At 72.2% G+C, this 24,721-nt stretch carries 24 protein-coding genes and 1 pseudogene; 13 read left to right on the forward strand and 12 right to left on the reverse strand.

Translation table 11 applies throughout. The annotated features are described in order from the left end of the window. Positions 1-140: 140 nt before the first annotated feature. Both AC3ETA_RS25465 and AC3ETA_RS25470 read left to right on the forward strand, forming a co-directional pair. Positions 141-1,646, forward strand: coding sequence for an NCS1 family nucleobase:cation symporter-1 (locus AC3ETA_RS25465; protein WP_432195211.1), 1,506 nt, complete (start codon positions 141-143; stop codon positions 1,644-1,646). Positions 1,647-1,651: 5 nt separating this feature from the next. Then, positions 1,652-2,377, forward strand: a complete 726-nt coding sequence (locus tag AC3ETA_RS25470; protein WP_432195212.1) for an aspartate/glutamate racemase family protein — start codon at positions 1,652-1,654, stop codon at positions 2,375-2,377. Here the strand turns inward: AC3ETA_RS25470 and AC3ETA_RS25475 are convergent. Both AC3ETA_RS25475 and AC3ETA_RS25480 read right to left on the reverse strand, forming a co-directional pair. Then, the gene (locus AC3ETA_RS25475; protein WP_432195213.1) at positions 2,365-2,832 is read right to left on the reverse strand and encodes a GNAT family N-acetyltransferase; all 468 of its coding nucleotides are present in this window, start codon (positions 2,830-2,832) and stop codon (positions 2,365-2,367) included. The genes AC3ETA_RS25470 and AC3ETA_RS25475 overlap by 13 nt on opposite strands. Further along, complete coding sequence (locus tag AC3ETA_RS25480; protein ID WP_432195214.1) at positions 2,829-3,254, reverse strand: RidA family protein; 426 nt, start codon at positions 3,252-3,254, stop codon at positions 2,829-2,831. Before AC3ETA_RS25480 ends, AC3ETA_RS25475 begins: the two co-directional genes overlap by 4 nt. Positions 3,255-3,411: 157 nt before the next feature. On the opposite strand from AC3ETA_RS25480, the gene AC3ETA_RS25485 reads away from it, so the two are divergent. From AC3ETA_RS25485 to AC3ETA_RS25505, 5 genes and pseudogenes are all read left to right on the forward strand, one after another. After that, positions 3,412-3,579, forward strand: coding sequence for a hypothetical protein (locus AC3ETA_RS25485; RefSeq protein ID WP_432195215.1), 168 nt, complete (start codon positions 3,412-3,414; stop codon positions 3,577-3,579). A gap of 210 nt (positions 3,580-3,789) precedes the next feature. Then, positions 3,790-5,673: an FUSC family protein gene (locus AC3ETA_RS25490; protein WP_432195251.1), complete on the forward strand. Its 1,884-nt coding sequence runs from the start codon at positions 3,790-3,792 to the stop codon at positions 5,671-5,673. Positions 5,674-5,833: 160 nt separating this feature from the next. Continuing rightward, positions 5,834-7,198 (forward strand): amidohydrolase, encoded by a 1,365-nt coding sequence (locus tag AC3ETA_RS25495; RefSeq protein WP_432195216.1) that lies wholly within the window; start codon positions 5,834-5,836, stop codon positions 7,196-7,198. Between the two features lie 14 nt (positions 7,199-7,212). Next, positions 7,213-7,386: pseudogene (locus tag AC3ETA_RS25500) on the forward strand (DUF899 domain-containing protein); the annotation flags it as partial. A 141-nt stretch (positions 7,387-7,527) separates the two neighbouring features. Continuing rightward, positions 7,528-7,713, forward strand: coding sequence for a hypothetical protein (locus tag AC3ETA_RS25505; protein ID WP_432195217.1), 186 nt, complete (start codon positions 7,528-7,530; stop codon positions 7,711-7,713). 22 nt (positions 7,714-7,735) lie between these two features. Here AC3ETA_RS25505 and AC3ETA_RS25510 read toward each other — a convergent pair whose 3' ends face one another. From AC3ETA_RS25510 to AC3ETA_RS25520, 3 genes are all read right to left on the reverse strand, one after another. Continuing rightward, positions 7,736-9,598: an ABC transporter ATP-binding protein gene (locus AC3ETA_RS25510; RefSeq protein WP_432195252.1), complete on the reverse strand. Its 1,863-nt coding sequence runs from the start codon at positions 9,596-9,598 to the stop codon at positions 7,736-7,738. A 234-nt stretch (positions 9,599-9,832) separates the two neighbouring features. Continuing rightward, entirely contained in the window at positions 9,833-10,267 is a 435-nt protein-coding gene (locus AC3ETA_RS25515; RefSeq protein ID WP_432195218.1) for a hypothetical protein, read from the reverse strand. Beyond that, positions 10,258-10,890, reverse strand: coding sequence for an ATP-binding protein (locus tag AC3ETA_RS25520; RefSeq protein ID WP_432195219.1), 633 nt, complete (start codon positions 10,888-10,890; stop codon positions 10,258-10,260). The genes AC3ETA_RS25515 and AC3ETA_RS25520 overlap by 10 nt, the downstream gene beginning before the upstream one ends. 282 nt (positions 10,891-11,172) lie before the next feature. Between AC3ETA_RS25520 and AC3ETA_RS25525 the strand changes: the two genes are divergently transcribed. From AC3ETA_RS25525 to AC3ETA_RS25535, 3 genes are all read left to right on the forward strand, one after another. Then, positions 11,173-12,033 carry a helix-turn-helix domain-containing protein gene (locus AC3ETA_RS25525; RefSeq protein ID WP_107907141.1) on the forward strand — a complete coding sequence of 287 codons (861 nt, stop codon included), beginning with the start codon at positions 11,173-11,175 and terminating at the stop codon, positions 12,031-12,033. Continuing rightward, positions 12,034-12,288 carry a DUF397 domain-containing protein gene (locus AC3ETA_RS25530; protein WP_019757219.1) on the forward strand — a complete coding sequence of 85 codons (255 nt, stop codon included), beginning with the start codon at positions 12,034-12,036 and terminating at the stop codon, positions 12,286-12,288. Between the two features lie 98 nt (positions 12,289-12,386). Further along, on the forward strand, positions 12,387-13,175 hold the full coding sequence (locus AC3ETA_RS25535) for an SAM-dependent methyltransferase (protein ID WP_432195220.1): 789 nt from the start codon (positions 12,387-12,389) through the stop codon (positions 13,173-13,175). A gap of 69 nt (positions 13,176-13,244) precedes the next feature. Here the strand turns inward: AC3ETA_RS25535 and AC3ETA_RS25540 are convergent, their stop codons facing one another. The 4 genes from AC3ETA_RS25540 to pdxR all read right to left on the reverse strand — a co-directional run bounded on the left by AC3ETA_RS25540 (position 13,245) and on the right by pdxR (position 19,366). Beyond that, positions 13,245-13,949 carry a protein-tyrosine phosphatase family protein gene (locus AC3ETA_RS25540; RefSeq protein ID WP_432195221.1) on the reverse strand — a complete coding sequence of 235 codons (705 nt, stop codon included), beginning with the start codon at positions 13,947-13,949 and terminating at the stop codon, positions 13,245-13,247. Between the two features lie 135 nt (positions 13,950-14,084). Further along, complete coding sequence (locus tag AC3ETA_RS25545) at positions 14,085-14,999, reverse strand: hypothetical protein (protein ID WP_432195222.1); 915 nt, start codon at positions 14,997-14,999, stop codon at positions 14,085-14,087. Beyond that, positions 14,996-17,431, reverse strand: a complete 2,436-nt coding sequence (locus tag AC3ETA_RS25550; RefSeq protein WP_432195223.1) for a PEP/pyruvate-binding domain-containing protein — start codon at positions 17,429-17,431, stop codon at positions 14,996-14,998. The genes AC3ETA_RS25545 and AC3ETA_RS25550 overlap by 4 nt, the downstream gene beginning before the upstream one ends. Positions 17,432-17,851: 420 nt before the next feature. Continuing rightward, positions 17,852-19,366: a MocR-like pyridoxine biosynthesis transcription factor PdxR gene (pdxR, locus tag AC3ETA_RS25555; protein WP_432195224.1), complete on the reverse strand. Its 1,515-nt coding sequence runs from the start codon at positions 19,364-19,366 to the stop codon at positions 17,852-17,854. Between the two features lie 47 nt (positions 19,367-19,413). On the opposite strand from pdxR, the gene AC3ETA_RS25560 reads away from it, so the two are divergent. After that, positions 19,414-19,935, forward strand: coding sequence for a carboxymuconolactone decarboxylase family protein (locus AC3ETA_RS25560; protein WP_432195225.1), 522 nt, complete (start codon positions 19,414-19,416; stop codon positions 19,933-19,935). Between the two features lie 27 nt (positions 19,936-19,962). On the opposite strand, the gene AC3ETA_RS25565 is transcribed toward AC3ETA_RS25560, so the two are convergent. The 3 genes from AC3ETA_RS25565 to AC3ETA_RS25575 form a co-directional block, all read right to left on the reverse strand. Further along, on the reverse strand, positions 19,963-21,450 hold the full coding sequence (locus AC3ETA_RS25565) for a glutamate synthase subunit beta (protein ID WP_432195226.1): 1,488 nt from the start codon (positions 21,448-21,450) through the stop codon (positions 19,963-19,965). 139 nt (positions 21,451-21,589) lie between these two features. Further along, positions 21,590-22,069 carry an anthrone oxygenase family protein gene (locus AC3ETA_RS25570; RefSeq protein ID WP_432195227.1) on the reverse strand — a complete coding sequence of 160 codons (480 nt, stop codon included), beginning with the start codon at positions 22,067-22,069 and terminating at the stop codon, positions 21,590-21,592. A 470-nt stretch (positions 22,070-22,539) separates the two neighbouring features. Continuing rightward, positions 22,540-23,235 (reverse strand): DUF2293 domain-containing protein, encoded by a 696-nt coding sequence (locus AC3ETA_RS25575; RefSeq protein WP_432195228.1) that lies wholly within the window; start codon positions 23,233-23,235, stop codon positions 22,540-22,542. Between the two features lie 255 nt (positions 23,236-23,490). Between AC3ETA_RS25575 and AC3ETA_RS25580 the strand changes: the two genes are divergently transcribed. Together AC3ETA_RS25580 and AC3ETA_RS25585 are read left to right on the forward strand one after the other, a co-directional pair. After that, positions 23,491-24,123, forward strand: coding sequence for a nucleoside/nucleotide kinase family protein (locus AC3ETA_RS25580; protein WP_432195229.1), 633 nt, complete (start codon positions 23,491-23,493; stop codon positions 24,121-24,123). Between the two features lie 55 nt (positions 24,124-24,178). Next, positions 24,179-24,592 (forward strand): PPOX class F420-dependent oxidoreductase, encoded by a 414-nt coding sequence (locus tag AC3ETA_RS25585; protein ID WP_432195230.1) that lies wholly within the window; start codon positions 24,179-24,181, stop codon positions 24,590-24,592. Positions 24,593-24,721: the final 129 nt, after the last annotated feature.

The following is a 24,721-nucleotide window of genomic DNA, read 5'->3' on the forward strand; positions in this document are numbered from 1 at the left end:
AACAGCAGCGATATCTGCCCGAACGGTTGACGGGAGGACTATGAGCGCAGTTTGGTATACCAAACGCGTTGCAAGTGACCGGAAAATGGCCAAGCGACCGGAAAGCAGCCCTCCTCCGTCCCCTCCCTCCTGGAGGCCCCGTGTCCCTCGCCGACCGTGCCGAAGTCACCGGCACCTCAGCGTTCGTCCCCGATCCACGGCTCACCAACGAAGACCTCGCGCCCGCGGGCAAGCGCAACTGGAAGGTCTTCGACCTCTTCGCCCTGTGGATGTCCGACGTCCACAACCTCGGCAACTACACGTTCGCGGCCGGCCTGCTCGTCCTCGGCATGAACGTGTGGCAGGTCTTCACCTCCCTGCTCGTCGGCTTCGTGCTGATCTACATCGGCATGAACTGGATGGGGAAGATCGGCCAGCGCCACGGCGTCCCGTTCCCCGTCGTCAGCCGCATCAGCTTCGGCGTCTGGGGCGCCAACATCCCGGCGCTGATCAGGGCCGTGATCGCCATCATGTGGTACGGCATCCAGACCTACCTGGCCTCGGTCGCCGTCAACGTGATGCTGCTGGCCGCCTGGCCGGGCCTGGAGTCCTGGACCCACAGCTCCTTCCTCGGCCTGCACGCGCTCGGCTGGGTCTCCTTCCTCTCCCTCTGGCTCATCCAGGCGCTGATCATCAGCCAGGGCATGGAGTCGGTGCGCAAGTTCCAGGACTTCTGCGGCCCGGCGATCTGGGTCGTGATGATCGCGCTGGCGGTCTGGGTCCTCGCCAAGGCCGGCTGGACGATCTCGCTCACGTCCACCCCGCACCCCGTGTCCGTAGGTGAGCAGTGGCGCCAGTGGTTCGGCGCGATCGGCCTGATCCTCGCCACGTACGGCACGCTGATGCTCAACTTCTGCGACTTCTCCCGCTTCGCGCCCGACTACCGCACGGTCCGCAAGGGCAACTTCTGGGGCCTGCCGATCAACTCGACGGCGTTCGTGGTCGTCTCGGTGATCGTCACGGCAGGTTCGCTGGAGGTCTTCGGCGAGGCCATCACGGACCCGGCGGAGCTGGTGGCGAAGGTCGGCAACACCTGGGTGCTGGTGCTGGCCGCGCTGACGTTCGCCATCGCCACCATGGGCGTCAACATCGTCGCCAACTTCGTCTCACCGGCGTACGACCTGGCCAACGTCTGGCCGCAGAAGATCACCTTCAAGGTCGGCGGCATGATCAGCACGGTCGCGGCGCTGGTGGTGACGCCGTGGAACCTCTTCTCGAACCCGACGGTCGTCAACTACTTCCTGGGGGGCCTCGGTGCCTTCCTGGGCCCACTGTTCGGCGTGATCATGGTCGACTACTACCTGGTCAAGCACGGCAGGGTGGACGTGAACGAGCTGTTCTCGGCGGAGCCCGGCTCGCGCTACTACTACCGCAAGGGCTTCAACCCCAAGGCGCTGTGGGCGTTCCTGCCGGCGGCCGGTCTCGCGGCGGTGCTGGCGCTGGTGACGACGTTCAGCGACGTGGCGCCGTACTCGTGGTTCATCGGGACGGCGACGGCGGCGGCGCTGTACCTGGTGCTGTGCCGCGACGAGCGGGCCGCCGGTGCCGACGGGCCGGCCGTCGGGCCCGATACGCCGGTTGCCGGGGTCGTGGAGCGAGAGGTCTGAAGGACGTGCGGATCGTCGTCACCAACTGCAACACCACGCAGGAGATGACCGAGGAGATCGTACGAGGTGCCCGGGCCGCAGCAGGCCCGGGCACCACCGTGACCGGCCTGACCCCGGGGTGGGGGCCGGAATCGGCTGAGGGCTGGCTGGACAGCCATCTGTCGGCGGCCGCCGTGCTGGACGCGCTGCGGACGTACGACGGCGCCCCGTACGACGCGGTCGTCATGGCCGGCTTCGGCGAGCACGGGCGGGAGGGCGTACGGGAACTGGTGGACGTACCCGTCGTCGACATCACGGAGGCCGCCGCGCACCTGGCCTGCCTCCTCGGTCGGCGCTACGGCGTGGTGACCACGCTGGAGCGCTCGTGCGGACAGATCGAGGACAGTCTGGAGCTGGCCGGGGTCGGGCGCAACTGTGCCGCCGTGATCGGCACCGGGCTCGGGGTGCTGGAACTGGAGGACGCCGAGCGCACGGAGGCCGCCTTCCTGACGGCCGCCGAACGGGCCCGGGACGCCGGCGCCGAGGTCCTCGTGCTCGGGTGCGCCGGGATGACGGGCTTGCAGCAGGCCGTGTCGGAGAAGCTGGGGGTTCCGGTGGTCGACGGGGTCGGCGCGGCCGTCAAACTCGCCGAGTCGCTCGTGGGGCTGGGGCTGCGGACGAGTCGGGTCGGAGGGTACGCGAGGCCGTTGCCGAAGCGGCGGGCCTGGGGCCGCGGCACTCAGCCCGACTGAGCGGGCCCCGGCTGCCAGACGTACCGCACGTCCGGCTCCCGCTCCTCGTTGCCGGTGCCGTCCGTGTGCTCGACGGCGACGAAGCCGTGTCGCTCGTAGAAGCGGTGGGCGGGCTTGTTGACCTGGAAGGTCCACAGGCTCAGCCCGCCCGGCCGGCGCCGCTTGGCGAGGTCGACGAACCGGTCACCGATACCGCGCCCGCGCCAGTCGGGGTCGAGACAGAGCTGGGAGAGCAGTTCGCCGTCCAGCACCATGACCCCGACGACCCGGCCGGCGGCCTCGGCCACCCAGGTCTCCCGCAGCAGTACCACGACCTCCCGGAAGTACGTCCGCACCTCGTCGTCGGAGCGCGGCCGGACGACCGTCGGCAGCGCGGCGGCGAAGGACCGCAGCCAGACGTCGGCGGCGGCACCGGCGTCGGTGGCCAGGGCCCGGCGCAGGGCGACGGCGGTCATGTCCGGGCCCCCTCCGGGCTCTCGCCGGGCACGGCCGCGGTGGCCGTGATCTCCACCAACTGCCCCGTGTATCCGAGGCAGGCGACCCCGAGCAGCGTCGACGAGTGCGGCCCGACGCTGAGCCCGGAGGCCTCGACGACCTCCCAGACGGCGGACAGTACGGCGGTGTCGCTGCTCACGACGTACACATCGGTCGACAGCACATGCGCCAAGTCGCTGCCGACGGCGCGGAGTTGCTCACCGAGGTTGGCGATCACCCGCTCGGCCTGGCGTACGGGATCTCCCTCGCCGACGATGTTCCCCTCACCGTCGAGCGGCACGGAGCCGGCGAGAAAGGCGATCCTCGTGCCGGCCTCCACGACGGAGGCGTGGGAGTAGGCCGGGGGAGGAAAGAGGGCGGGGGAGGTGACGCGGCGGATCATGCGGGCTCCTGCGGGCCAGGGCGGGGCGTTCGGCGGTCAATCCGCCGATCATGCGTGCCCGACCCGGTCGACGCATCCGAATTTCGCGCCCTCGGCTGGGAGGGCGAGGTGTCGGAGGTCGGCGGCTGGGGTGGCGGGGTGTTCAACGGGGGAGTGGGTGACGAACGAGAAGCGGTTGCCGGAGCGGGCCGGGCTGCGCGGAGTGGACGAGATCCTCGGGGCTCTGCGGCCGCGGCCGACGGTCTTGCTGCGGGCGATCACCGACGCGGAGACGCTGTCCGACGAAGCCGCGGCGCGTAGTTGCGTTCATGAGGGCGGCGCGTAGTTGCGTTCATAGAGAACGTGCCGTTTCCCGGCATCGTCACATCTCCGAAACCCGAACGCCCCATCCCCACCAAGACCCGCCCTTACCGTGGACACCACGGGCCGCTTCCGATACCGCGGCCTCGTCGCCCGGCCACCGTCGCCCGAAGGCGTGCATCCTCGCCCTCGTCCCGACAGGAGCCCTGTGTCCCGCCCCGTGCGTCGTGTCGTGCTGCGTCGGCCGCAGCTTCCGCCCTGGCTCGCGCATGCTCTGCGTGCGCAGCGCGGGCCCGTTCCCTGGAGTGCGGTCGCGCGTGGGGCGTTGGCTGCCGGGCCGTTGCTTCTCGGTGCGGTGGTTGCCGGTCGTACCTCCCTCGGGGTCGTCGCGGCCATCGCCGCCATGCTCGCCGGGATCAATGACCGGCCCGGTAGTCGCCGGAGCTCTGTGCGGCGGCTCGGGGTGCCCGCGGCGGTGGGGGCCGTCGGGCTGCTCGTCGGGACGTATGCGGGGGATCGGCTCGGGGCCGTGGCGCTCACGGTGGTGTTCGCGGGGCTCGGGCTCTTCGCCGGAGGCATCAGCGCCGTCGGGCCCGTCGCCTCCGCCTCCGGCACTCAGTTGCTGGTCGCCGCTGCCATCGGGGCCGGGATGCCGTTGCCCGAGAGCGGGTGGGAGCGGGCCGTCGCCTATCTCGGCGGTGCCTCGTGGCTGGTGCTGCTCCGGCTCGTGCTGCCCACGCCCGGGTCTCTCGTCGGGGACTTCCGGTTCGACGGGGAGCGGGACGCGGTGGCCGGCGTGTACGACGCCGTCGCCGAGTTGCTCGACGCCGTGGGGACCGACCGCGCCACCGCCCGCCGTGCCGCCCTCACCGCAGCCCTCGACCACGCGCAGGACGCCCTCACCGGGCCCCGGCTGCGGCGGTACGCCTCCTCGTCCGCCGAGCGGCGGCTGCACGCGCAGTACGCCGCCGCCCTGCCGCTCGGCGAGGCCGCCACCGCGCTCGCCTGGGCCGGCGAACCCGTGCCGGCCCGCGCCTCCGAGGGGCCCCGGCGCCTCGCCGCCGCCGTGCGCGGCAACGCCCACACGGGGCCGCTGCCCGCGCCCGCGCGTTCCGCCCCGGCGCTGCGCGCCCTCGACGACGCCTTGCTGCACGCCGCCGAAGCCTTCGACCGGGGCCGGGAGAACCGGGACCTGCACATCCGGCGCCGTACGGCCGGGGATCTCGTGCGGTCCGTGTTCGGGGCCGGCGGCCGGGAGTACGGGCTGCGTGTCGCCCTCTGTTTCGGGGCCGGCGCCGCCGTCGCGCAAGGGCTGTACCGCGCCCAGTGGTACGGGCAGCACGAGCACTGGTACTGGCTCCCGGCCACCGCCGTCTTCCTCGTCAAGCCCGACCTCGGGCCGCTCGTGTCCCGGGTGCTGTGCCGGGCCGCCGGCACCGTGCTGGGAGCCCTGCTGTTCGCCGGGTTCGCGGCCGTGCTGCCCCGGCCGGAAGGGCTCATCGCGCTGGTTGCCGTCAGCGGTGCCCTCATTCCCGTGGCCACCCGGCACTTCGCCGCACAGACCGCCGTCGTGACCGTCCTCGTGCTGGCCCTGGTGATGGTGGGCGGCGAGCCGCAGGCATCCGTGAGCCGGATCGGGGAGACGTTGCTGGCGTGCGCGATCGTGCTCGTCGTGGGGCATCTGCCGATGCCGGGGCAGGGGGGTGGGGGTGTACGGGCGCGGCTCGGCGCGGCCGGGCGTGCCGCGTACGGCTACCTCGATCATGTTCTTCGCCAGTCCGGCGGAGTCGCGCAGGGCGGGACCGACGCCCGTGCCCTGCGCTGGACCCTCCGCCGCGAGGCCTACCGTGCGCTCGCCGAGGCCCGTACCGCCATCGCCCTCGCCGCCGCCGAACTGCCCGCGCTCGCCCGGCACACCGAGGGCGCGGACGACGTCGTCGCCACCCTCGAACGGCTCGTCGACACGACGACCGCGTGCGCCGTCCATCTGGACGACTCGGGGCGGCTCACGCCCTGGCACCTCGCTCAGCTCAACGAACTGCTCGACGAACTCGCCGAGGAACGTGACCGGGTCGGACTGCGGATACCCGACGCCCCCGAGGTGCCCCTCGCCGGGTGAAGCCGAGCCGTGGCCGCACGGGAGGATCCAGTCCCCCGACCCGTACCCGGACCGGCGCGGTCCGAGCGCCGGTGGGAGCTGACGGGCCCGTGCGACAGACCCCTGACCAGATGCGCGGTTCACCTCACCCGACCCGACGACCGCGTCGTACGTTGGCGTGATGACGCCTTCTCCCGCAGAAGCTCCCGCCGACCTCGTCATCACCGGATGCACCGTCCTCGTGCACGACGACCAGGAGCGGATCGGGTTCGAGGAGGACGCCGCCATCGTCGTACGTGACGGAGTCGTCGATTCCGTCACGAGCGCCGACGCCGTGCGCGGGCGGGACGCCGTCGAGCGTGTCGAGGCCGCCGGGCAGGTCGCGCTTCCCGGCCTCGTCAACTGCCACACCCACGCCCCGATGGTCGCCCTGCGCGGCGTCGCCGAGGACCTGCCCACCGAGGAGTGGTTCAACGATGTCGTATGGCCGATCGAGTCCAACCTCACCGAGAGGGACGTGGAGTCGGGGGCGCGGCTGGCGTGCGCCGAGATGATCCGGGCGGGCGTCACCTGCTTCGCCGACCACTACTTCTCGATGGACGCCGTCGCCGCCGTGGTCGAGGAGTGCGGCATCAGGGCGCACCTCGGCGAGGCGTACTTCTCCTCCCAGGGACCCCAAGGGCGGGAGAGGTCTCTGGAGTTCGCGCTGCGGCACCGCGGTGGCGCCGGCGGCCGTATCACCACCGCCCTCGCCCCGCACGCCCCGTACACCGTCGACGACGCCGACCTCGCCGCCACCGCCGCACTCGCCCGCGACCACGGTCTGCCCGTCCACCTCCACGCCGCCGAGAACCGCGACCAGGCCGAGACCAGCCTCGCGCGGCACGGCGTCACCCCCGTCGAGGTGCTCAGGCGCACCGGCATCCTCGACACCGACGTCCTCATCGCCCACGGCACCGGGATCCTCGACAGCGACCTGCCGCTCCTCGAAGCAGCCGACGGCAGTACGGCCGTGGCCACCGCCCCGCGCGGCTACCTGAAGTTCGCCTGGCCCACCACCACACCCGTACGCGCCCTGCACGACATCGGCATCCCCGTCGGCCTCGCCACGGACGGAGCCGCGTCCAACAACTCCCTGGACGTATGGGAGTCGATGGCGCTCACCGCCCTCGTCCAGAAGTCGGCCACCGGCGACCCACGCTGGCTGACGGCACGTCAAGCCCTGCACCACGCCACGTTCCAGAGCGCCCGCGCGGTCGGACTCGGCGACCGCCTCGGCACCCTCGCGCCCGGAAGGCGAGCCGACATCGTCCTGGTCGACCTGAGCGGCCCGCACACCCAGCCGGTGCACGACCTCGCCGCGACCCTCGTGCACAGCGCCCGCTCCTCCGACGTGCGCACGACCGTCGTCGACGGGCGGATCCTGATGCGCGACCGGGAGCTGCTGACGATCGACGTGCCGTCAGTGGTGAGGGAGTTGGGGGAGCGCATGCCCGCTCTGCTCGACCGCCGTCACGGCAGGCGCATCCAGGACTACGACACCTGAGGGCGCCTTCCGGGTTCGAGGTGACCCTGGAGCTCGACGGCGAACCGGTGGAGCGGCCCGGCGTCAGCTGGCTTCCTGCGGGACCGGAGTGGGAGAAACCCAAGGGGCGCGCGTCGGCTCTCGGGGCGCCCGCGGGCAGCGAACGCCTCCGGTATCACGACGAGTACGACGACCGACACGGGACGTAGCGGATGATCATCGTGCGTGAGTGAGTGCTCACACATAGCGGTGGACGAGTGTCAACTACGTCTCAGTCCCGTCACCGACCGAGGCGATTCACCTCCGGCAGGCGTTAACTCCTACAAGTACGACGCTTATCGGAGGTCAGGATGGTGCACGGGCGAACAGTGCTCGAACGCTTTCCCGCCGGCGGGCCGCGAGGATCGTGGCCGGCGGAGGAGTTCGCGCACGCGCGGCGCATGGAGGGGCTGCCCGCCGAGGTGGTCATGGACCTCGCGACGGACGCGTTCCTGGTGATCGTCCGCGGTGAGGGCGCGGTGGACGCCGCCGCGTGATCGCCGCGCGAAGGCGTGCCGGTCAGCCGGCCTTCGGTGCGGGCACCCGGGTCGTGAACTGCTCCGCCTGGAGCGAGTACAGCTCCGCGTAGACACCGCCGGTGGCCAGCAGTTCGTCCGGAGTGCCGGACTCCACGAGCCGGCCCTGGTCGAGGACGTGCACCAGATCGGCATGGCGGACGGACGCCAGCCGGTGCGTGATGAGGACGACCGTCTGGCCGGTGGAGGCCAGGGCGCGGATCTTCTCGAACACCTCCAGCTCGGCCCGTGCGTCCAGGGCCGCCGTCGGCTCGTCCACGATCAGGATGCGGCCCCGCCGGTAGGCCGCCCGCGCGATCCCGAGCCGCTGCCACTGCCCGCCGGACAGCTCGTGCCCGCCGTTGAACTGCCGGGCCAGCAGGGTGTCCAGGCCGCGCGGCAGATCCGCCACCACCTCCTCGGCCCCCGCCTCGGCGACCGACGTGGCCAGGCGCTCCTCGGTGAGGGGCGCGGAGGACCGGCCCACGGCCACATTGACCCGGGCGGTGAACGGCCAGCGCTTGAAGTCCTGGGCCACCATCGCGATGCGCTCGGCGAGTTGGTGCCGATCGGCGCCGGTCGCGTCGACGTCGTCCCACAGGATGCGGCCCCGGTCCGGGGTGTAGAGCCCGGCGAGCAGCTTGACCAGAGTGGTCTTGCCGGAGCCGTTCTCGCCGACCAGCGCGACGATCCGGCCGAGGGGGAGGGTGAGCGTGACGTCGTCGAGGGCGGGGCGGGCGGACTCGCCCGGATAGGAGAAGCTGACGTTCTCGAAGCGGACCTCCCGGGGGTCCTCGGGCAGGGCGGCGCCGCCGACCGGGATCGCCCGTTCGGCCGCCTCGACGTAGAGCCGTTGCAGATCGCCCACGAAGAGCGCCTCCTCGTGGAGCGCGTTGACCTCCAGGACGAGGCTGTCCAGGCTCGACGACCCGGTGCGGATGGCGATCACGGCCGTACCCGCCACGGACAGCGCCATGGCGCCGGCCAGCAGCAGCCCGCCCAGCGTGGCGTACGTCGCGACGGTCGCGAGCCCCGTCCACGCCGCCGCGATGAGCCCGGTGCGCGCGGCGAGCCGGGCCAGCCGGGCCTGCTCCGCCTCCGCCGTCTCCGACATCGCCCGGTAGTGGCGCAGCAGGAAGGGCCCGACGCCGTGCACCCGGATCTCGGGCGCGGCGGCAGGCTCGGTCAGCAGCCCGCTGATCAGGTGGCCGGCGCGGGCGTGCTGCACCCAGGTGTGGAAGGACTCGTAGCGGCGCCGGGCGTTGGTCAGGGCGCTCCAGGCGCTCGGCAGCGTCATGGTGGCGAGGAGGGGCAGCAGGGCGGGGTGCAGCACGGCGAGCACACCGGCCGCGGCGATCAGTGAGATGGCCGCGTTCACGACGCGGGCGCTGTAGGAGATCATGCGACGGGCGGACGAGGCGCCGTACTGTGCGGTGTCCAGCAGCTTGTGGAAGGCGTGGTCCTCGATCGCGGCCAGCTCCACGGCGGCCGCCCGCTCCAGGTACAGCTCGGTCGCCACGCGCTCCACCTTGGGCTCCAGACGCCCCGTGGCGTACGTCGACGCGGCCCGCAGCAGCGTCGAGACGACCATCACGGCGGCCATGGCGACCAGTGCGGGAACGGCACCGCGCAACCGGGCCGCCAGTTCCCCGGGCTCGATCAGCCGCCCCAGCACGCTGTTGACGGCGAGCAGCCCGACCGCCTGCGCCAGGCCGCGGCCCACCTCGGCCACCAGCACGGTCCGCGCGGCCCGCCGGTCGGCCTGCCAGGCGAGCCGGAAGCTCGACCCCAGCAGGGCCGGCAGCCGGGTCACCATGGCCCGCATGCTCAGCTCCAGGAACGCGTCCCGGTGCTGGTTCCACCCCATGTCGTAGCGCAGCGGCCCCCCGAAGAGCAGTCGCTCCGACTCCGACACCCGGGCCTCACCGGCGCCCTGTTTCTTCCCCACCGCACAGCCTCCCCCGACCGCCTTCGACGACGGAGGGCCACTATGGCGGGGCAGGGGCGTCCGAGGGAGGGCGTGGGCCGCGGTGCGGGGTGCACGCGGGCGTGCGCCGTCACCTGCCCGTGCTCGACGAAGGACAGCCGAGTCGGCCGGGTCTCACGCGGTGATCTGCTTGGACCAGGTCGGTGTGGTCCCCATGACCCTGCACAGCGCCAGATACAGCGGGATCGGCGGGGTGTAGGGCACGGTCCCTTCGGCGCGGTGGATCAGTCGCGGGGTGTCCATGACGACCGCCCCCGTGCTGTACCGCACCCCCGCAGGCCACTCCAGTGCGTAGTCGGAGTCGGACGGGACGATCCACCACCAGTGGACGTCGTCGGCGTACACGCACCCCACGCGCGGCAGCCGGGGCAGGATCAGTGGACCGAAGCGGGCGGGAACCGCCACCGCGTCGCAGCCCAGGGGAGCCGTCATCCCCTCCGGAACGGGCAGGCGGCGCGGGGCGGCCGATGTGCGCATGCCGCGGCGGAGGCGGACCAGCGAATCCAGGCTCAGCACCTGACCGCCGCCGGACACACCGCTCACAGCCATGCGGATCCCGTTCCCCCGTCGTGTCGTGCCTCGGCCTCGTCGCCCGGTACTCCGGGCGGACCCGGTTTGGGCCGGGCCCCCCAGCCGAGGTCGTTGCAGGGCTCGTGGTCGGTGCGCGGCACATCGCCGAAGGCGGTCCCGCGCGGCAGATCGGCCCAGACCACCAGTCCGGACCCGTGTTCCTGCGCCCCCCAGGCGTGGCAGAGGGCGTCTATGAGGAGCAGTCCCCTCCCGTGCTCCTCCTCGGGACGCGCGGGTGACGGGTGGGGCTCATCCGGGGCGCATCCCTCGTCGCGCACGGCTATGCGCACCAGGTCGATGCCGTCGTGCAGCTCGCACACTATGTGCTCGCTGGCGGTGTGCACGATCGCGTTGGTGACCAGCTCGGACACGACGAGTGCCGCCGTGTCGCAGGTGTCCTCGCACACCGACCAGCCGTTCAGCCGCGCCCTGGTCAGGCGTCTGGCCTGCGCGGGAGAGCCCGGATGTGCGGCCAGTTCGAACCGGAACCGGCGCTCGGCGTCGACGCTCCGCCGGGGGCCGACTCCCGTGGGGGCACCGAGGCCGTGGGGGACCACGGTGGCGTTTGTTCCTAAGGGCGGGGACGGAATCACGCTTGCCACTATCGCCCCGCCGTGAACACTTGGCAAGTGTCACTCTGAAATATGCAGAGTGCTGTGTGACTCTCTGGAAGGCCGTGGCACACTGCTCGCAACAGCATGTCGAACGGCGCCAGTTGGGATCACCGGGGATCCGCCGCGATCTTCGAATAGGTCTTCGAATGGCGCCGTCGGCCTGTCGGCGTTCGGTTGACCTGCCGGGATTCGGTCCGTCTGTCTATATTCAGTCGGTCCGACTCGGTCGGTCTGTAGGGATGCGTACGGATTCATTCGTGGAGGTGGAGCGTGAGCGAGCCGCGGTCCGCGCCGACGGTCGGCCAGGTCGTCCTGGGTCGGCGCCTGCTGGACCTGCGGGAACGCGCAGGGCTCAAGCGTGAGGAGGCCGCCCGCGTCCTCCGCGTCGCCCCCGCGACGGTCCGGCGCATGGAGATGGCCGAGGTCGGCCTGAAGATCCCGTACCTTCAGCTGCTCCTGAAGGCTTACGGCATCTCCGAGGAGGAGGCCGAGGCGTTCGTGCTGCTGGCCGAGGAGGCCAACAAGCCCGGCTGGTGGCAGCGGTTCCACGACATCCTGCCCGGCTGGTTCTCCATGTACGTCAGCCTGGAGGGCGCCGCCGCCCTCATCCGGTCCTACGAACCCCACTTCGTGCCCGGTCTGCTCCAGACCGAGGGCTACGCGCGCGGAGTGCTGAAGTCGGGCGCCATCGGCCAGACCAGCCCCGACGACATCGAGCGGCATGTCGCCCTGCGCATGCAACGCCAGCGCCTGCTCACCCGTGAGGACGCGCCCCGGCTGTGGGTCGTGATGGACGAGACCGTGCTGCGCCGCCAGGTGGGCGGTCCGGAGGTGATGCGGGACCAGATCGACAGACTGCTCGAGGCAACGAAGCTGCCCAACGTGACGTTGCAGGTGGCCCCGTTCGCGAACGGGCCGCACCCCGGCACGTACGGGCCCTTCGTGCTGTTCCGATTTGCCATGTCAGAACTGCCGGACATGGTCTACAGCGAGTACCTGACCGGCGCCGTCTATCTCGACGCGCGCGCGGAGGTGGCAACCCATCTCGAGGTCATGGACCGCATGGCGGCGCAGGCCGCTACGGCACATCGCACGAAGGAGATCCTGCGGGATCTCCGCAAGGAGCTGTGAATGGATCGCATCAAGCCGCGCATACGCGTCTACAACGGCATGCCCGCGCGGGACTTGGGCAGCGAGGGCTGGCACAAGCCGTGGAGCGGGGGCAACGGCGGCAACTGTCTGGAGGCGATGAAGCTCGCCGACGGCCGTATCGCCGTGCGCCAGTCGACCGACCCGGACGGGCCGGCGCTGATCTACACCACGGACGAGATGACCGCCTTCATCGAGGGCGCCAAGGCGGGGGAGGCCGACTTCCTGCTGTCCTGAACAGCTTGCCTGTCTCTGCTGTCTGTTGCCTCTTTTCTCGTGCAACTTCTTTGATTTGGTGCTTAGTTGATAATCCATTGCGTGTTACGGAGTGCTCTATGACCGAGATCGACACCAGCAAGCCGCATCCGGCGCGGATGTACGACTGGTATCTCGGCGGGAAGGACAACTACCCCGTCGACGAGGCCATGGGGCAGCAGATGCTCGCCCTCGACCCGCGCGTCCCCGTGATGGCGCGGGTCAACCGGGCGTTCATGCACCGCTCCACCCGCTGGCTCGCCCGGCAGGGCGTACGGCAGTTCCTGGACATCGGCACGGGTATCCCGACCGAGCCGAACCTCCACCAGATCGCCCAGCGGATCGCCCCCGACGCCCGGGTCGTGTACTGCGACAACGACCCCATCGTGCTGGCCCACGCGGCGGCCCTGCTGCGCGGCACGGAGGAGGGCGTCACCGAGTACCTGCAAGCCGATGTCCGTGACCCGGACGCCATCGTCGAAGGCGCCCGGAAGATCCTGGACTTCAGCGCCCCGGTCGCCCTGTCCCTCGTCGCGCTGCTGCACTTCGTCTCCGACGAGGACGGCGCGCACGAACTGGTCGGCCGGCTGCTGTCCGAACTGCCCTCGGGCAGTTACCTGGTGATGACCCACGCGACCGCCGACTTCACTCCCGAGGAGTCGGCGGCGGCGACCGAGAAGCTCAAGGCGGCGGGCGTCACGCTGGCCCTTCGCTCCCGCGACGAGTTCACCCGCTTCTTCGACGGCCTCGAACTGGTCCCGCCGGGTGTGGAGGTGCCGCACCGGTGGCACCCCGATCTGGGAGAACCGGTGGCGGGGCAGGACGACGGGGTCATTCCCGGGTACGGAGCGGTGGGCCGCAAGCCGTAGCGCGACCGTTGCGGAAAGACCCTGTAGCGCGACTGAGGCCGCACTGCAGGGTCTACGGGTCCACCGGAACTACAGGTACGACATGATGCGCCGCGGCGCGTCCACCAGGCGGCTGACGATCGTCACCGGCAGCGGCGGCTGCTCCGCCTCGGCCGGGCTCAGGTTCAGCCCGTACCAGATCTGCTCGATCGACGGCGGTCCGACCGCGAGGTTGCGCCGGACCGCTGCCGACGGCGACTCCTCGCCGGTGTGCACCAGGTACGCGGCGGCCATCGCGCCGGTACGGCCGACACCCGCACCGCAGTGCACGAACACCGGGCCGGCGGTCGACGAGACGACGTCGAGGAAGCGCTGCACCTGCTTGGGCGACGGCGTCTGACCGTCCCGGATCGGCAGGCGTACGACATTCAGCCCGGCGTCGCCCGGCTCGGCCAGCTCGGCCGCGCTCATGTGCTCGGCGCGCAGGTCGACGACGGTGGTGACGCCCATGCCCTCCAGGGCCCGGTAACCGGCCGGGGAGGGGGCGGAGCCGCGCCACAGACGGCCTTCGGAGTCCACCGGCTGGAAGTGGTTGACGCCCTGGACGGTGCGTGTTCCGGCGGGTGCGGGGGTCTCCGTACGGGCCAGGTAGGACAGGCCCAGGATGCTGCCGGCGCCGACTGCCCACAGAACGAGGTAACCGATCAGGATGCCGAGGAGGATCCGCACGACGCGCCGGTGCAGCGGGCGCTTGCGGAGGGCAGGGTGCGGCAGGGTGGCGGAGAGGACAGCCATGAGCGACCCGGGGGACTAGGGGACGGTGGGCGCTTTGGAAGAGTACCCCGGGTCTTGTGATCAATGGGTGATACGTCCGTTTTTTGTGTAATACGTCTCACTTGTCATGTCCGGTTGGCCATCAGGTCCATACGGTCACCGTGAGTCGTCGCCGGACTCCACGTCATTGACGCCCACGACCGTGAGGTGGGCGCGCTCCAGGGTCGCGTCCTCCAGGCAGCCGCGCAGCCGCATGAGGTCGTGGTCGGTGAGCGCGGGCCGTACGACTCCGGCGAACATGCCGTTCCCGAGCTCGCCGAGGGGCGCGTGCCGCAGCGGCGTGGAGGTGGAGTCCCGGCAGCGCTCCCAGATCTGCTGCGCGGCCAGTGCCCGCCGGCCGTTCGACAGGTCCGTGCCCCGCAGATCGACCTGGACCAGCACCGAGGTCGCCTCGTGTTCGTTGGTCTCCTCCCCGCGGGTCTGCGTGAAGTCGGCGAGGGCGACGATCAGCGCGGCGAGCAGGGCGACGGAGAGGGCGCCCACAGCGGCCGTGCGTGCGGTACGGCGCCCGGAACCCGGCGCCGGAAGGTCCTCCAGATCGCCGGATGCCGCCGGATCGGGCGCGGAGAGGACGGCCAGCCGCCCGGCCAGTCGGCGTTCGGCGGGCCCGGCCGTGGTCGACGCGAGTTTCTGCACCACCCAGGCCAGCCCGGACAGCACCACACCGGCGACCATCAGGACCGGCACGAAGACGTACGACCGGTCTGCCGGATCCTCCAGCCAGCGGAACCGCGTCTCCTCCCGTGCCGTGGCCGGCTCGCGCAGCCGGGTCAGCACGTCCTCCTGGCGGGCGTCCAGCTCGCGCTGCCGCCGGTCGGTGTCGCGCAGCCGCTCCTCGATCCGGTTCAGCCGCCCCAGCGTCACCAGGCCGAACAGCATGACCTCGATGACCAAAAGCAGCACCCCGCAGATCAACGCGCGCTGCCACTGCCACCGGTACAGATAGACGATCAGGTAGGTGCCCGCGCCGGTCGCGGCGAGCGCTGCGAGGACATAGGCGATCTTCCTCATGGCGCGTCCTCCTGCCGTACGTCAGGTCGCACGTCCTCCGGCGGGGTGTGCGGTCGTACATCCTCCAGTGGGGCGTGGGGCCGTGCCTCCCTCAGCGGGGCGTCCGGCCGTACGTCGCCGGCGGTCCCGTCGACCGTGAGTCGCGACCCGGGCGGGAAGCGGCGCACGGCGTCCGCCGCGCCGACGACCGCGGGGAGCCCGAACTCCCGCGCCAGCACGGCCAGATGCGACAACGGGCTGCCGGTCTGCGCCACCAGGCCGGTCAGACCGGGCAGCAGCGGGGCGAGCGCGGGGTCCAGCGTGCGCACGACCAGCACGGCGTCCGCCGGCCGTGGCCCCGACCCGTCCCATACGATCCCGACGGCACGCCCCGCGGAGACGCCCCGTACCCCGCCGGTCCGGCGGCTGTCGCGCTCGGCGGCGACGACCTGACCGTCCGCGAGCCGGAACTCGTCCGGCAGCGGGGGCGAGGCGGGTTGCTCCGCGCGCGCGTGGAGGTCGGCGGGCAGGGGGCCGCCGTCCAGCACATCGGCCAGTTCCGCCCACCGCAGCAGGCCGACGCGCTCGGCCTCGACACCCAGTCGCAGGGCCACCTCGCGCACGAGCCGGACCTGGAGCTCCTGCACCCAGCGGACGCGCAGACGGAGGGCTTCCCGGGGTGGGAGGGCGGTGCTCGACGCCTTCGTGGCGGTCGTCGCGGTCGTGGTGCCTGTCCCCGGCCGGGCGGCTCGTGCGAAGGGGGTGGCATGGATGGCGAGGGCCGCGCTGCCCGGGGTGTCGGCGGGGGCCGACGCCGAGCGCTGTGGCTGCGGGAGCCGTGTGTGATGCCCGTGTCCCGTTTCTCCGGCGCCGGCTGTCCGTCCGGAACCGGGCGTCGACGGGGCGGGCGGCAACGCGGCGTCCGGCAGCCACTCCCGGCCGCGCAGGCTCGGTGCGGTGAGGGCCAGGACGACCGGGTCCGCGGCGGTGACCTGATCGTCGGGGACGCCCCGGGCGCGGGCCTCGGTCAGGGCGGCGAGAGCCGTACCGGCTGCCGTGCGGCTCCTGGGCGGTTCGGGCAGGAGGGCACCCGCGAGGGCCTCCTGGGCGTGCAGCGGGACCAGGACCCGGCGGGTCCAGCGGAGTTCGGCGGCAAGCGCGGTGGCGGAGAGGGTCGTGGGGGACGGGATCTCGGCGAGGCGGCGGTCGACGTCGGCGACGAGGTCGGTCGCCAGACCGGGCAGGGAGGCGGCGAGGCGGCCCACCCGCCAGGCGGCGCCGAGCCGGCGCGCTCCGGGTGCCGGGTTGAGCAGCGCGAGCCAGCGGTGGCGCGGCGGCACCGTACCGAGGAGGCGCAGGTCGGCGGCCGCGCGCCCGCCGACCGTCCTGACCACCGGCACCGACCTGAGCAGCCTGCGCGGCGCGGTGCCCGCGATGTCGAGCGCGGCGGCGAGGCCGCGGGCCATCGGCGCGACCCACAGGTCCTCCTCCAGCGGTGCCAGCTGCTCGGGCAGCGTCTCCGCCACCGGGCCGGGCCCGAGCAGCCGTGCCCCGCGCGGCGGCCGGGCGGCCATCGCGGTGATCGGCCTGCTCTGGAACAGCCACAGCCGCCCGTCGGCGTCGAACCCGAACTCGACGTCCTGCGGCCCTCCGAAGACCTTCCGCACCCGCCGCGCGAGCCGCGCCAGCCGGAACAGTTCGGCACGCGTGAGCAGCGGGCCGGTCGACGCCGATGCGGGTCGGGCGCCCGCCGGGGACTCCGGCCACGCCTCGTCCGCGGCCCCGGCCACCTCGGTCCGCAGCAGCCGTCCGTGTGGGCCGAGCCAGTGGTCGGTGCCGGTCCGCGCCCCGCTGACCAGGCTGTCCGGCCCGCCGCGCACCGCGCTGACCAGTATCCGGTCGGCCCGCCCCGCCACCGGATCGGCCCCGAACATCACCCCGCCGACCCGGGCGGCCAGCATGGGCTGCACCAGCACCGCCATCGGCGCCGTGGACCCGTCGGGCCGCTCGGCCGAGTCGAGCACCTTCTGTACGGCCGCGAGGAAGCCCCGCCAGCCGCGCACGTCCAGCACCGAGTCGAACCGGCCCGCCAGCGACGACTCCTCGGTGTCCTCCTGTGGCGAGGAGGACCGTACGACGAGGGAGCGGGTCCCGCCGTCGGAGAGCTCGTGCCAAGCGCGCCGCAGGGCGACCAGGTCGATCATGTCGCCGCTGGTGCGGTACGGGATCACGAATCCGGGGAGCACCGGCAGTCCGGCGCCGGCCGCGCGGGCGAGGTTCGCGGCCTTGGAGCCCATGATCCGGGGAAGCTCGGTGCCGGGCCGGTCCAGCGGGACCACGGCCGACGGCACCGGCGCCGGGCCGTACGCCTCGACCCGGCCGAGGGCGATCTCGCCCCTGTGCCCGTCCCCGTCGCGGGCACCTTCTCCATGCCGTTCATCGAGCGTCGTCATCGAACACCCTCCAGGACCGACCGCCAACAGGGGGGACGCGCGGGGTGGCCCTGCGCCTGACGGCGGAACGAAGGATGGGGCGAGCGGCTACCGGCCCGGTCGGGGTGCGACTGCAGCACGCCTCCTGCTCCGATGATCCCACTCCTGTTTGGCTGTATGTAGCCCGGAAGCCACTTTTCGGACAGATAGGAGAACAAATCCGAACGCGGCAGTATGCCGGGCCGGGCTGACTCGTCCGGCGGCAGCAGACCGCAGCTCCTTCGTGGGCAGGAGGGGCGGCGGGCGGCTCGTCCCCGGGCAGGAGACGAGCCGGTTCAGGAGGCCGGCTGGTTCAGGAGGCTGGCCGGTTCAGGAGATCGGCTGGTTCAGGAGGCGAGCCGGGTCAGGAGGCCGGCTTGCTCAGGAGGCCGGCCGGTACCCTCATCCGTCCGGTGCCGGCTCCTCGGCAGGGGGCAGTACCCCGCACAGCGCCTCCAGCGCCGCTCCGTAGGCATGCTCCGAGGGCGTGGCACAGCCGACGACGATGCCGTCGCGGGCCGGCGTCTCCTCCTCGGCCGCGTCCGGGTGCCGGAACCCGGTGAGGCCGTCCAGGGCGACGCCCTGCCAGGTGGCCGCCTTCACCGTGGACCGCTCGGTGCCGGGCGGCAGCCGCAGCACGGCATGGAGCCCGGCGGCGACACCCGTCACCTCCACGTGCGGCGCATGCTCGGCGAGGGCGGCCACGAGGCGGTCGCGACGGCTCCGGTAGCGCTGCCGCATACGCCGTACGTGACGGTCGTACGCCCCGGAGGCGATGAAGTCGGCGAGGCTCAGCTGATCGAGGACGCTCACCCACGCCTCGCGCTCCCCCTTGGCCGCGAGCACGTCGCCGACGTACCGCTCCGGCAGCACCATCCAGCCCAGGCGCAGCGCCGGCGACAGGCTCTTGCTGACCGAGCCGATGAAGATCACCCGCTCCGGATCAAGGCCCTGGACGGCTCCGACGGGCTTGCGGTCGTAGCGGAACTCGCCGTCGTAGTCGTCCTCCAGGACCATGCCCCCACGCGCGCGTGCCCAGTCGATCACGGCGGCACGGCGCTCGGGGTGCAGCGGGCCGCCGGTCGGGAACTGGTGCGCGGGCGTGAGCAGCACCGCGCGCTCCCGCGCCAGCCGGTCAACGCGCGCGCCGTCCTCGTCGAGGGGGAGCGGTACGGTCCGCACTCCCGCGCCGGCGAGCAGTTCCCGGTGGAAGCCCAGCCCGTACGCCTCCACGGCCAGCGGCCCGCGCAGCACGCCGCCGCCTCCGGCCCGGTCCTGGCCGAACAGCAGCCGCAGGGCGTGCGCGAAGCCGGAGCAGATCACGATCCGGTCCGGCTCGGTGCGCACGCCACGCGCGCGGGCCAGGTACTCGGTGAGCGCCTCGCGCAATTCGACGCGCCCGGCGGGATCGCCCGGCCCGAAGGCCTCGTTCGGCGCCTGCTGGAGAGCCCGCCGGCAGGAGGCCAGCCAGGCCGCCCGGGGGAACGCCGACGCGTCCGGCGTGCCCTGCCGCAGGTCGTGCCTAGGGCCACGCGCGCGTGGCGGCGCCTTGCGCGGCACCCGCTCGCCCTGCCGCAGGGGCTCGGCACTCCCCCGCTGCCTGAAAGGCGCGGGAGACACCCCCATGGCCACCCTCGTCCCCGAGCCCTGCCGGGCCGTGAGCCAGCCCTCGGCGACCAGTTCCGCGTACGCGTCGGCCACGGTGTTGCGGGCGATCCCGAGGTCGGCGGCGAGGGAACGGTACGGCGGCAGCCGGGTGCCCGGCGCGAGCCGCCCACTGCGCACGGCGTCGCGCAGCGCACGGGTCAATGCGGCCCGCCGACCGCCGGGACCGGACGACGCGGGAAGGTCCAGATGCAGGTCGGCACCGATCCGCCGCGCCGAGTCCACCCAGGAATTGACCCATGAATCTTCCATGGAATTGCACCCTACAGCGGGTCTTTTCGGTCCGTAGGTTGGTCCACATGACGACGAACACGATCGAGAACAGCACCGGTATCGACATCGCCGGAGCCATCACCGACGCCGAGGCCGCCCGCACCCGACTGGACTTCGCGAAGTCCGCCCCGAAGGTCTTCCGCGCGATCGTCGGCTTCGACGCCGCCGCCCGCGAGGGCCTCGACCCGGCCCTCGTCGAACTGATCCAGATCCGCGCCTCGCTCCTCAACCAGTGCGCCTACTGCCTCCACATGCACACCAACGACGCCCGCAAGGCCGGCGAGAGCGAGGACCGGCTGCACCTGGTCGCCGTCTGGCGCGAGGCCCGCCACTTCTTCACCGAGCGCGAGCAGGCGGCCCTGGCCCTCACGGAGGCCGTGACTCTGGTCGCCGACGGAGGCGTCCCGGACGAGGCCTACGCGCAGGCGGCCGCCCACTTCGACGACACGGAACTGGCCCATGTGCTGGCCATGATCATGACGATCAACACCTGGAACAGGGTGGCGCTGGCCACGGGCAAGGTGGCGGGGACGGACGAGCGGCGCTGACGACCGGCCCGGTGCGTCAACGCTGAGTCAAACGGTCATGGGCCGGTCGTACGGCGAGATCGGTGCCGGCAGCCTCGAACTCCCCGTCAGGTGATGATCGACGGCCGCCGCCACCGCCCGCCCCTCGGCGATCGCCCACACGATCAGCGACTGTCCCCGGGCGGCGTCCCCGGCGGCGAACACGCCCGGCACGTTCGTCGCGAACCCGGCGTCCCGGGTGATCGTGCCGCGCGGCTCCATCTCCAGCCCCAACTGCTCGATCAGCCCGTCCGTCCGGTCCGGTCCGGAGAAGCCGAGGGCGAGCAGCACCAGGTCGGCCGGCAGCGTCCGCCCGGTGTCCGGCAGTTGGCGGCGCCCCGCGTCCACCTCGACCAGGTGCAGTGACCGTACGTGCCCGTCGGCGTCGCCGGTGAAGCGGAGCGTGGACGCCGCGAACAAGCGCGCGTCCGCGTCCGCCGCCGGCGCGGTCTCCAGGTCGCGCGCCTCCTCGTGCGCGGCCGAGAGCCGGTAGATCTTCGGGTACGTCGGCCAGGGCTCGACGTCCTCGTCCCGCTCGGCGCCCGGCTGGGCGTAGATGTCCAGTTGCGTCACGGACGCGGCGCCCTCGCGCACGGCCGTGCCCAGACAGTCGGCGCCCGTGTCCCCGCCGCCGACGATGACGACGTGCTTCCCGGCGGCGGACATGGGGGACGACTCCAGATCCCCCGCGCACACCCGGTTGGCCAGCGGCAGATATTCCATCGCCTGCTCGATGCCGCTCAACTCCCGCCCGGGGACCGGCAGTTCGCGCCAGGCGGTGGCCCCGGTCGCGATCACCACCGCGTCGTAGCGCGACCGCAGCTCGGCCGCCCCGAGGTCCCGCCCGACCGCCGTCGACGTACGGAACTTCGTCCCCTCGGCCCGCATCTGCTCGATCCGCCGTTCAAGATGGTGCTTCTCCATCTTGAACTCGGGGATGCCGTACCGCATCAGGCCGCCGATCCGGTCGTCCTTCTCGTACACGGCGACCGTGTGGCCCGCCCGGGTCAGCTGCTGTGCCGCCGCGAGCCCTGTGGGCCCCGACCCGATGACAGCGACCGTGCGGCCCGACAGCCGGTCCGGCGGCCGGGGCGGGGCGAACCCCTCCTCCCACGCCCGGTCGCCGATGGCGCACTCGACGTTCTTGATGGTGACGGCGGGCTGATTGATCGCCAGCACACACCCCGCCTCGCACGGCGCCGGACACAACCGCCCGGTGAACTCGGGGAAGTTGTTCGTCGCGTGCAGCCGGTCCGCCGCCGCCCGCCAGTCCTCCCGCGAGACCAGGTCGTTCCACTCGGGGATCAGATTCCCCAGCGGACAGGCCTCGTGACAGAACGGGACGCCGCAGTCCATGCAACGATCGGCCTGCTTGCTGATGATCGGCAGCAGCGCCCCGGGGACGTACACCTCGTCCCAGTCCCCGACCCGCTCCTCGACGGGCCGGCGCGGCCAGTCCTGGCGGGGGGTGGTCATGAAACCCTTGGGATCGGCCATGGCCGTCTTCCTCGCGTGCGCGTGCGCGCGTGACGTGGGTGGAGCCGTGCGTCATCGGGCGGCACTCTTCCCGCAACGATACGTCTCACCGGTCACGTGCGCAGAGTGGAGGGACAGCGCTTTCGCGGGGGTGTTTCCGTCAGCTGACGGCCAGCACGAACGACACCGTCGCGGCGGCCGAGGCGACCGTCCGGACGTGGTTCCACACCGTCCACTCCCGCACGTACGTCGTCCAGTAGGCGGCCGCCTCCCGCGTGCCCGCGTCCAGCTTCATCAGCGCGTCGTTGCGAGGCACGTTCGCCACCATGGTCACCCCGAAGGAACCGAACAGATACAGTGCGCTGCCCAGCAGCAGCTCCACCGTCCCCTCGTCCGGCCAGAGCACGAACGTCACCACGGCGATCACCGCGCACAGCACCGCCGTCCCGATGAACACCACCATGAACGCCGGCATCAGCGCGGTCACATTGATCGCCTTCATCGCGGCGACGCCCTGCGCGGGCGGGAGCGCGGCGAGCCCTCGCATCACGAAGGTCGAGAAGGCGCAGAAGACCCCGGCCACGAGGCCGGTGCCGACCACACCGATCACGATCAGTACGAAGTACGGCCCATCGATCATGTCAGCTTCAACTCCCGCATCCCGCCGAGATCCTGCCCGGCCCCGTCCGTCACCTCAAGTGAAATCCTGTACGAGATCAGTGACCATGGCCGAACGGTGCGACCGCATACGTGAACGTCCAGGGAGTGAGTGTCGGGGGCGTGCGGACGCGAACTCCTTCGGCGGCGAGGGGCGTCAGTCCGTAGCGGTGAGGGAGTGTGCGTTTCGCGGGCGGTGACGAGAGCGCGGGCGGGCGACGAGAGCTCAAGCGTGCCGGGGACGCGAGTTCCCGCGTGCTGAGAAACCGTGGTGTTGGGGCGCTCCGCCGCTCAGTCGGCCTTGGACGCTGGTGCGCGCCTCGCTTCCGATGTCGTCTCCGCCGCTCAGTCGGCCTTGGACGCTGGTGCGCGCCTCGCTCCGGATGTCGTCTCCGCCGCTCAGCCGGCCTTGGACGCTGCTGCGCGCCTCGCTCCCGATGCCGTCTCCGCCGCTCAGCCGGCCTCGGACACCCCCGCCCGCCACGCTCCCAACGTCGTCTCCACCATGGCCATGATCCGGCGCCGCGCCTCGTGCCGCGGCACCCCGCTCATCAGCAACTGGTCGTACGGCGTGTCCGTGTGCCGCACCGCCGCCACGACCGCCGACGTCACCGCCACCTCGGTCAACGCCCGCCCCGCCGCACTCCGCCCCACCCGCCCGCTGCCCCGCACCGACGCATGCCCGGCGATGTCCCGCGCCCGGTCCGCCGGACAGCCCGGGAACAGTCGCCGTATCTCCGCCCCGAACGCCTCCGCGAACCGCACGTCCTCCTGAGCCCGGCGCCGCGCGTCCCGCATCCGGCGCCGCCGCCGAGCCTCCGCGTCCGCCAGGCACCGCTCCTCGGCCCGGGCCAGCCCCGCCTCCTCGACGACAACCCCCTGCCGCTCATGACGACCCTTGCGCCGGTTGAACCGCACGACCACCGCCGACAGCGCACTCTCCTCCCGCGACCGACGCGTCAACGCCGTGTCGCCGCGTGGCAGGAACACCAGATGCCCGAGGTCGGCACAGTCGAGACACCGCGGTGCCCCGTCCTCCAGCACGAGCATCTGCAACGGCCCCGCCTGACACTCCCCGCAATGCCGCCGCTTGAGAGGCTGAATCACGAGAAGACCGGTGCGGTGCGGGGGAGTTGCGAGAGGCGCCATACCGGGTTCATCCCCTCGGCTCGGGTCCGAGGAACTCACCGACGGGCTCGTCGGACCGGGCCGGGAAGCCGCGGACGCGTCTCTCGGGCCGCCCGCGAGAGGTCTCACCGGCCGGGCTCTTCCACCCGGCCGGCTCCGCCCCCAAGCGCACTGGATCCGTACCCGTACCTGCCTCCTCCCCTCCCGACACACACGGACCCCCTCGCCCCGGAACCGCAACGCACCCGGCCCATCGCCTGCCGCATCATTGGCTCTGTGCGACTGGAAGCGATCACCTGGGACCGGCTCGGCGGGCACCTGGCGGAGCGGCTGCTCGATCTGGAGCCGGCCGACGGCAGCCCTTGGCCGCGCGTCGCCTTCGACGGTGCCCCCGCGGCCCGTCCCGGCGACCTCGCCGAGCGGGTCGGCGATGCGCTGCGCATACGTGGCCGCCCCTCGCTCACCGTCGGCACGGAGGGCTTCCTGCGCCCCGCCTCGGTCCGCCTGGAGTACGGCCACCGTGACGTCGAGGCCTACTACTACGGCTGGGTCGACACCGGCGCCCTGTGGCGCGAGGTCTTCGGTCCCCTCGAATCCGGCGGCGACGGCCGCGTCCTGCCCGACCTGTGGGACCCCGCCATCGACCGAGCCACTCGCAGCCCCCACGTCCAACTTCCGCCCGGCGGAATCCTGTTGATGCACGGCCCCCTCCTGCTGCGCCACTGGTTCCCCTTCGACCTGAGCGTCCACGTCCTCCTCTCGCCGGCCGCCCTGCGCCGTCGCACCCCCGAGGCCGAGCAATGGATGCTCCCCGCATTCGAGCGCTACGACCGCGAGACCGACCCGGCAGGCACCGCCGACGTCCTCGTGCGCGCCGACGACCCGCGTCGCCCGGCGTGGAGCGGCTGACACGGGATTCGGAAACACCCTTCTGTATGCATGTGCATTTAAATAGGCTGTCGGCATGACGACCTCCGCGAGTGATTCGGCCTCCTTCGACGACTCCGTCCGCGCCTTGCTGGACGGCAAGAACTTCGCCAGCGTGGCCACCCTCGGTCCCGACGGCGCTCCCCAGAACTCGGTGGTCTGGATCAAGCGTGAGGGCGACACGGTCCTCTTCTCCTCGGTCGAGACCCGCCAGAAGGTGCGCAACCTCCGCCGCGACCCCCGCATCAGCGTTTCCGTCTACGACCTCGCCAACCCCTACTCCTCCGTCGAGATCCGCGGCATCGCCGAGATCGTCCCGGACCAGGCCAAGCGGCTCCCGTTCGAGCTCTCGCACAAGTATCTCGGCATCGACCCGCCCGCCGAGAAGGACGACGAGGCCCGCGTGATCATTCGCGTCGTCCCGCGGAAACTCGTGCGCTTCTCGGCCTGATCGCCGCCCGCGGCCGATGGCCGCTACCGCTCGGTTCCGGGTGCATCGGCCGGACGTCCCGGCGAGAATGAAGGGCGCCGGGACTAGCGGTGCGTCCCGCGCCGCGCCGGCCGTCCGGCATCGGGAGGT

Source organism: Streptomyces sp. bgisy027 (assembly GCF_057710365.1).

What these genes read in the sequence shown, in the direction of transcription:
- AC3ETA_RS25475 (WP_432195213.1), bottom strand. Translation starts at nt 2,832, where the DNA reads ATGACCGCCGTCGCCCTGCGCCGGGCCCTGGCCACCGACGCCGGTGCC.
- AC3ETA_RS25480 (WP_432195214.1), bottom strand. Translation starts at nt 3,254, where the DNA reads ATGATCCGCCGCGTCACCTCCCCCGCCCTCTTTCCTCCCCCGGCCTAC.
- AC3ETA_RS25495 (WP_432195216.1), top strand. Translation starts at nt 5,834, where the DNA reads ATGACGCCTTCTCCCGCAGAAGCTCCCGCCGACCTCGTCATCACCGGA.
- AC3ETA_RS25505 (WP_432195217.1), top strand. Translation starts at nt 7,528, where the DNA reads ATGGTGCACGGGCGAACAGTGCTCGAACGCTTTCCCGCCGGCGGGCCG.
- AC3ETA_RS25510 (WP_432195252.1), bottom strand. Translation starts at nt 9,598, where the DNA reads ATGGGGTGGAACCAGCACCGGGACGCGTTCCTGGAGCTGAGCATGCGG.
- AC3ETA_RS25515 (WP_432195218.1), bottom strand. Translation starts at nt 10,267, where the DNA reads ATGGCTGTGAGCGGTGTGTCCGGCGGCGGTCAGGTGCTGAGCCTGGAT.
- AC3ETA_RS25530 (WP_019757219.1), top strand. Translation starts at nt 12,034, where the DNA reads ATGGATCGCATCAAGCCGCGCATACGCGTCTACAACGGCATGCCCGCG.
- AC3ETA_RS25535 (WP_432195220.1), top strand. Translation starts at nt 12,387, where the DNA reads ATGACCGAGATCGACACCAGCAAGCCGCATCCGGCGCGGATGTACGAC.
- AC3ETA_RS25540 (WP_432195221.1), bottom strand. Translation starts at nt 13,949, where the DNA reads ATGGCTGTCCTCTCCGCCACCCTGCCGCACCCTGCCCTCCGCAAGCGC.
- AC3ETA_RS25545 (WP_432195222.1), bottom strand. Translation starts at nt 14,999, where the DNA reads ATGAGGAAGATCGCCTATGTCCTCGCAGCGCTCGCCGCGACCGGCGCG.
- AC3ETA_RS25550 (WP_432195223.1), bottom strand. Translation starts at nt 17,431, where the DNA reads ATGACGACGCTCGATGAACGGCATGGAGAAGGTGCCCGCGACGGGGAC.
- pdxR (WP_432195224.1), bottom strand. Translation starts at nt 19,366, where the DNA reads ATGGAAGATTCATGGGTCAATTCCTGGGTGGACTCGGCGCGGCGGATC.
- AC3ETA_RS25560 (WP_432195225.1), top strand. Translation starts at nt 19,414, where the DNA reads ATGACGACGAACACGATCGAGAACAGCACCGGTATCGACATCGCCGGA.
- AC3ETA_RS25565 (WP_432195226.1), bottom strand. Translation starts at nt 21,450, where the DNA reads ATGGCCGATCCCAAGGGTTTCATGACCACCCCCCGCCAGGACTGGCCG.
- AC3ETA_RS25570 (WP_432195227.1), bottom strand. Translation starts at nt 22,069, where the DNA reads ATGATCGATGGGCCGTACTTCGTACTGATCGTGATCGGTGTGGTCGGC.
- AC3ETA_RS25575 (WP_432195228.1), bottom strand. Translation starts at nt 23,235, where the DNA reads ATGGCGCCTCTCGCAACTCCCCCGCACCGCACCGGTCTTCTCGTGATT.
- AC3ETA_RS25585 (WP_432195230.1), top strand. Translation starts at nt 24,179, where the DNA reads ATGACGACCTCCGCGAGTGATTCGGCCTCCTTCGACGACTCCGTCCGC.